This is a genomic window from Streptomyces sp. NPDC096136 (genome assembly GCF_044763325.1).
Lineage (GTDB): Bacteria > Actinomycetota > Actinomycetes > Streptomycetales > Streptomycetaceae > Streptomyces.
Genome location: NZ_JBIWFZ010000072.1, coordinates 1 through 1,010, shown reverse-complemented (window position 1 = coordinate 1,010; position 1,010 = coordinate 1). Strand labels below are relative to the sequence as shown.

The window sequence follows — 1,010 nt, the reverse complement described above, 5'->3', positions numbered from 1 at the left end:
GTCGTTGAAGTCGAACATCGGGCACGCGCAGGCGGCGGCCGGTGTCGGTGGCGTCATCAAGATGGTGATGGCGCTGGAGCACGGCCGCCTTCCCCAGACCCTGCACGTGGATGCGCCGTCCTCGCGAGTGGACTGGGAGGACGGCGCCGTCGAGCTGCTGACCGAGGCGCGGGACTGGCCCGAGGTGGGGCGTGCGCGGCGTGCGGGTGTCTCTTCGTTCGGGGTGTCCGGGACCAACGCGCACGTGATCCTGGAGCAGGCCCCTGCGCAGGTGGAGGAGCCGGTGGAGGTGGTGCGGGAGCTGCCGGTGGTGCCGGTGGTGCTCACCGCCCACTCCGAGACCGCCCTCCGGGCACAGACCGAGCGGCTCCCCGAGGACGTCCGGTTGCTGGACCTGGGGTACTCCCTCGTCACGACGCGGTCGGTGTTCGAGCACCGGCGGGTCGCGGTGGGTTCGGCCGTGGTCGAGGGGGTCGCGTCCTCGCGGGGGCGGGTGGCGTTGGTGTTCCCGGGGCAGGGGACGCAGTGGGTGGGGATGGGTGCGGGGCTGCTGGAGTCCTCGCCGGTTTTCGCGGGGCGGATGCGGGAGTGCGCGGACGCCCTCGCCCCGTTCGTGGACTTCGATGCGGTGGAGGTCGTGCGGGAGGGTCGCTCTCTGGACCGGGTGGATGTGGTCCAGCCGGTGACCTGGGCGGTGATGGTCTCCCTTGCGGAGATGTGGCGTTCCCTCGGTGTCGTTCCGGATGCGGTGGTGGGGCATTCGCAGGGTGAGATCGCCGCTGCGGCCGTCTCGGGTGCGTTGTCGTTGGAGGATGCCGCCCGGGTGGTGGCGTTGCGTGCGGCGGTGATCGGGCGTGAGCTGGCGGGGCTGGGCGGGATGGCTTCCCTTCCGCTGCCGCTGGCTGATGTCGAGGTGCGGTTGAAGGGCTGGACGGGTCGGCTGGGTGTGGCCGCCGTCAACGGGCCGTCGAGCACGGTCGTCGCCGGTGACGCGGATGCCGTGGCGGCGT

General features: G+C 72.1%; 1 protein-coding gene. It reads left to right on the top strand.

Annotated elements, in window-relative coordinates; translation table 11 throughout:
* A partial coding sequence (locus ACIRBY_RS38760; protein ID WP_403910209.1) for an acyltransferase domain-containing protein occupies positions 1–1,010 on the top strand: 1,010 nt, incomplete at both ends.